The organism is Microbacterium sp. zg.B48 (assembly GCF_024623505.1).
Lineage (GTDB): Bacteria > Actinomycetota > Actinomycetes > Actinomycetales > Microbacteriaceae > Microbacterium.
This window is the reverse complement of the sequence record NZ_JANJFE010000022.1, coordinates 1-5691: the sequence shown is the minus strand read 5'-3', so window position 1 is coordinate 5691 and position 5691 is coordinate 1. Positions and strand designations below refer to the sequence as shown.

Sequence of the window (5691 nt, the reverse complement as noted above, 5' to 3'; positions counted from 1 at the left end):
CGGGTCGGTGCGTTAACGAGAAATGGCCACCCAGCGATGGGTGGCCATTTCACGAAAGAAGTCCGGCGGTGTCCTACTCTCCCACAGGGTCCCCCCTGCAGTACCATCGGCGCTGTGAGGCTTAGCTTCCGGGTTCGGAATGTAACCGGGCGTTTCCCTCACGCTATGGCCGCCGAAACACTATTGATGTTTCAATCGTTCAAAAGCATGAATTGCTACACGAATGTAGCGGTCGCTGCGTGAACGCAGCTCATGCGGTTCTCGACCGTACATCGAGAACCACTCAGTGGACGCAAGCACCTGGAACGGTGATTATCAAGTCATCGGCTTATTAGTACCGGTCAGCTGCACGTGTTGCCACGCTTACACATCCGGCCTATCAACCCAGTAATCTGGCTGGGAGCCTCTCGCCCGAAGGCATGGAAATCTCATCTTGAGGCCGGCTTCCCGCTTAGATGCTTTCAGCGGTTATCCATCCCGAACGTAGCTAATCAGCGGTGCTCCTGGCGGAACAACTGACACACCAGAGGTTCGTCCAACCCGGTCCTCTCGTACTAGGGTCAGATCCTCTCAAATTTCCTGCGCGCGCAGCGGATAGGGACCGAACTGTCTCACGACGTTCTAAACCCAGCTCGCGTACCGCTTTAATGGGCGAACAGCCCAACCCTTGGGACCTACTCCAGCCCCAGGATGCGACGAGCCGACATCGAGGTGCCAAACCATGCCGTCGATATGGACTCTTGGGCAAGATCAGCCTGTTATCCCCGAGGTACCTTTTATCCGTTGAGCGACAGCGCTTCCACAAGCCACTGCCGGATCACTAGTCCCGACTTTCGTCCCTGCTCGACCTGTCAGTCTCACAGTCAAGCTCCCTTGTGCACTTACACTCGCCACCTGATTGCCAACCAGGTTGAGGGAACCTTTGGGCGCCTCCGTTACTCTTTAGGAGGCAACCGCCCCAGTTAAACTACCCATCAGGCACTGTCCCTGAACCGGATTACGGTTCTAAGTTAGATATCCAGAGTGACCAGAGTGGTATTTCAACAATGACTCCACATGAACTAGCGTCCACGCTTCAAAGTCTCCCACCTATCCTACACAAGCCACACCGAACACCAATACCAAACTATAGTAAAGGTCACGGGGTCTTTCCGTCCTGCTGCGCGTAACGAGCATCTTTACTCGTAATGCAATTTCGCCGAGTTCGCGGTTGAGACAGTTGGGAAGTCGTTACGCCATTCGTGCAGGTCGGAACTTACCCGACAAGGAATTTCGCTACCTTAGGATGGTTATAGTTACCACCGCCGTTTACTGGGGCTTAAATTCTCAGCTTCGCCTTGCGGCTAACCGGTCCTCTTAACCTTCCAGCACCGGGCAGGCGTCAGTCCGTATACATCGTCTTGCGACTTGGCACGGACCTGTGTTTTTAGTAAACAGTCGCTACCCACTAGTCTCTGCGGCCTCCAAACGCTTTCGGAGCAAGTCCTAATACGTCGAAGGCCCCCCTTCTCCCGAAGTTACGGGGGCATTTTGCCGAGTTCCTTAACCACGATTCTCTCGATCTCCTTGGTATTCTCTACCTGACCACCTGAGTCGGTTTGGGGTACGGGCGGCTTGAACCTCGCGTCGATGCTTTTCTTGGCAGCATAGGATCACCCACTTTTTATCCGCATCGTGTCTCAGCCTTAATGAGTGACGGATTTGCCTATCACTCGGCCTACGCACTTGCACCAGGACTACCATCGCCTGGCTTGGGCTACCTTCCTGCGTCACACCTGTTAATACGCTAACCGCCTCAGCATAGGGTCGTGTGCTAGGCCCAACGCCTCACCCCGAAGGGATCAGTCACTGGGATTCAGACACTTAGCATTACTGGATTGGTTTGGGCGGTTCTTCGCCGGTACGGGAATATCAACCCGTTGTCCATCGACTACGCCTGTCGGCCTCGCCTTAGGTCCCGACTTACCCAGGGAAGATTAGCTTGACCCTGGAACCCTTGGTCTTTCGGAGGACGTGTTTCTCACACGTCTTTCGCTACTCATGCCTGCATTCTCACTCGTGTAGCCTCCACGGCTGGTTCACACCGCCGCTTCGCTGGCCACACGACGCTCTCCTACCCATCAATACGGCTGGACCACGAAGGCCTACCAATAATATCAATGCCACAGCTTCGGTGGCGTGCTTGAGCCCCGTTACATTGTCGGCGCGGAATCACTTGACCAGTGAGCTATTACGCACTCTTTCAAGGGTGGCTGCTTCTAAGCCAACCTCCTGGTTGTCAAAGCAACTCCACATCCTTTCCCACTTAGCACGCGCTTTGGGACCTTAGATGGTGGTCTGGGTTGTTTCCCTCTCGACTATGAAGCTTATCCCCCACAGTCTCACTGCTGCGCTCTCACTTACCGGCATTCGGAGTTTGGCTGACGTCAGTAACCTTGTAGGGCCCATCGGCCATCCAGTAGCTCTACCTCCGGCAAGAAACACGCAACGCTGCACCTAAATGCATTTCGGAGAGAACCAGCTATCACGAAGTTTGATTGGCCTTTCACCCCTATCCACAGCTCATCCCCTCAGTTTTCAACCTAAGTGGGTTCGGTCCTCCACGACGTCTTACCGTCGCTTCAACCTGGCCATGGATAGATCACTTCGCTTCGGGTCTAGGACATGCGACTGAATCGCCCTATTCAGACTCGCTTTCGCTACGGCTACCCCACTCGGGTTAACCTCGCCACATATCGCTAACTCGCAGGCTCATTCTTCAAAAGGCACGCTGTCACCCCTACTAAGGAGGCTCCAACGGTTTGTAAGCAAACGGTTTCAGGTACTATTTCACTCCCCTCCCGGGGTACTTTTCACCTTTCCCTCACGGTACTTGTCCGCTATCGGTCATCTGGGAGTATTTAGGCTTATCAGGTGGTCCTGACAGATTCACACGGGATTTCTCGGGCCCCGTGCTACTTGGGATACTCTTCGCGCCAAGGGAGGCATTTCGACTACGGGGTTCACACCCTCTATGACCGGCCTTTCAATGCCGTTCGTCTATACCTTCTTGTAACGCCGGCTGCTCGGCAGAGCAGCCCGAAAAGTCCCACAACCCCGAATACGCAACTCCTGCCGGATATCACGCGTACTCGGTTTAGCCTGTTCCGGTTTCGCTCGCCACTACTAACGGAATCGCGGTTGCTTTCTCTTCCTGTGGGTACTGAGATGTTTCACTTCCCCACGTTCCCTCTACCCGCCCTATATATTCAGGCGGGAGTCACTAGGTCGGCACGCCGCCCAGCGGGGTTTCCCCATTCGGACATCCTCGGATCAAAGTGTGCTTATCCACTCCCCGAGGCTTATCGCAGATTGCTACGTCCTTCTTCGGCTCCAGATGCCAAGGCATTCACCGTTTGCTCTTAAAGACTTGAAAATCACATGAGTTCGTCTCTTCGGCCCGGACCTAAATCCGGTTTGAAATTGACTAATGATCTTTAAAAGATCATCTTGATGAAACGACCTACGCAACACACACACCAGCAAGCCGGCACATCCATCACGAAAGCCATCTCAAAGATGCTCGCGTCCACTGTGTAGTTCTCAAAGTACGGGCGGTACCCTCCCCCGCTCACCGAAACCGGCAAACCAGAAAAGGTCCTGAGTAATCGTCTGGCCCGAAAAAATCCGAGCACATCCGGTCCCTCAGGACCCAACAGCGTGCATGTGCGATCTCCACCATCCCCCACCGTTCCGGCTGCAAGCAGCGTACTGAGTGAAAAACACCTTCCTTCGCACCTCATCAAATGTTCCACCCATGAGCTACCGGTCGAGAACATACGTCCCGAATCCGGCGCCTGGACACCCCGAAGAGTGCCAGATGCTCCTTAGAAAGGAGGTGATCCAGCCGCACCTTCCGGTACGGCTACCTTGTTACGACTTAGTCCTAATTACCAATCCCACCTTCGACGGCTCCCTCCACAAGGGTTGGGCCACCGGCTTCAGGTGTTACCGACTTTCATGACTTGACGGGCGGTGTGTACAAGACCCGGGAACGTATTCACCGCAGCGTTGCTGATCTGCGATTACTAGCGACTCCGACTTCATGAGGTCGAGTTGCAGACCTCAATCCGAACTGGGACCGGCTTTTTGGGATTCGCTCCACCTTACGGTATTGCAGCCCTTTGTACCGGCCATTGTAGCATGCGTGAAGCCCAAGACATAAGGGGCATGATGATTTGACGTCATCCCCACCTTCCTCCGAGTTGACCCCGGCAGTATCCCATGAGTTCCCACCATTACGTGCTGGCAACATAGAACGAGGGTTGCGCTCGTTGCGGGACTTAACCCAACATCTCACGACACGAGCTGACGACAACCATGCACCACCTGTTTACGAGTGTCCAAAGAGTTGACCATTTCTGGCCCGTTCTCGTATATGTCAAGCCTTGGTAAGGTTCTTCGCGTTGCATCGAATTAATCCGCATGCTCCGCCGCTTGTGCGGGTCCCCGTCAATTCCTTTGAGTTTTAGCCTTGCGGCCGTACTCCCCAGGCGGGGAACTTAATGCGTTAGCTGCGTCACGGAATCCGTGGAATGGACCCCACAACTAGTTCCCAACGTTTACGGGGTGGACTACCAGGGTATCTAAGCCTGTTTGCTCCCCACCCTTTCGCTCCTCAGCGTCAGTTACGGCCCAGAGATCTGCCTTCGCCATCGGTGTTCCTCCTGATATCTGCGCATTCCACCGCTACACCAGGAATTCCAATCTCCCCTACCGCACTCTAGTCTGCCCGTACCCACTGCAGGCCCGAGGTTGAGCCTCGGGGTTTCACAGCAGACGCGACAAACCGCCTACGAGCTCTTTACGCCCAATAATTCCGGATAACGCTTGCACCCTACGTATTACCGCGGCTGCTGGCACGTAGTTAGCCGGTGCTTTTTCTGCAGGTACCGTCACTTTCGCTTCTTCCCTGCTAAAAGAGGTTTACAACCCGAAGGCCGTCGTCCCTCACGCGGCGTTGCTGCATCAGGCTTGCGCCCATTGTGCAATATTCCCCACTGCTGCCTCCCGTAGGAGTCTGGGCCGTGTCTCAGTCCCAGTGTGGCCGGTCACCCTCTCAGGCCGGCTACCCGTCGACGCCTTGGTGAGCCATTACCTCACCAACTAGCTGATAGGCCGCGAGCTCATCCCTGACCGAAGTTCTTTCCAGCTGCTGAAGATGCCTTCGCAGCTCGTATCCGGTATTAGACGCCGTTTCCAGCGCTTATCCCAGAGTCAGGGGCAGATTGCTCACGTGTTACTCACCCGTTCGCCACTGATCCAGAGAGCAAGCTCTCCTTCACCGTTCGACTTGCATGTGTTAAGCACGCCGCCAGCGTTCATCCTGAGCCAGGATCAAACTCTCCGTAAAAGAATTTTGCTGCGAACGAACCGGAATAGGTTCGACCGAGCGAGTTTGAACTGACGATCGGATGTCATTACTGACAAATCCGTTTAATCTCAAAAGAATCTCACCGGCCAGCAAAGCTGACCGCGAGGTTTTTTGGCATTTGACAAGTGCACGCTGTTGAGTTCTCAAGGATCGGATGCTCCCGCAGGTCAGCCTCTCGGCATCCCCATCAGGGCAACTTCTCTATCTTATTCCCCGCGACCCGCCTGTCAAATCCGCACAATCCAACGTTTCCGCCGGAAGCACGATCATCGACCGCG

At 54.7% G+C, this 5691-nt stretch carries 3 rRNA genes; all 3 read right to left on the bottom strand.

The window, feature by feature from the left end:
• Positions 1-60: 60 nt before the first annotated feature.
• A 5S ribosomal RNA gene (gene rrf / locus NQ152_RS16955) occupies positions 61-177 on the bottom strand.
• Between the two features lie 134 nt (positions 178-311).
• A 23S ribosomal RNA gene (locus NQ152_RS16950) occupies positions 312-3415 on the bottom strand.
• Positions 3416-3870: 455 nt separating this feature from the next.
• A 16S ribosomal RNA gene (locus NQ152_RS16945) occupies positions 3871-5392 on the bottom strand.
• Together the 16S, 23S and 5S rRNA genes form the textbook arrangement of a ribosomal RNA operon.
• Positions 5393-5691 lie beyond the last annotated feature (299 nt).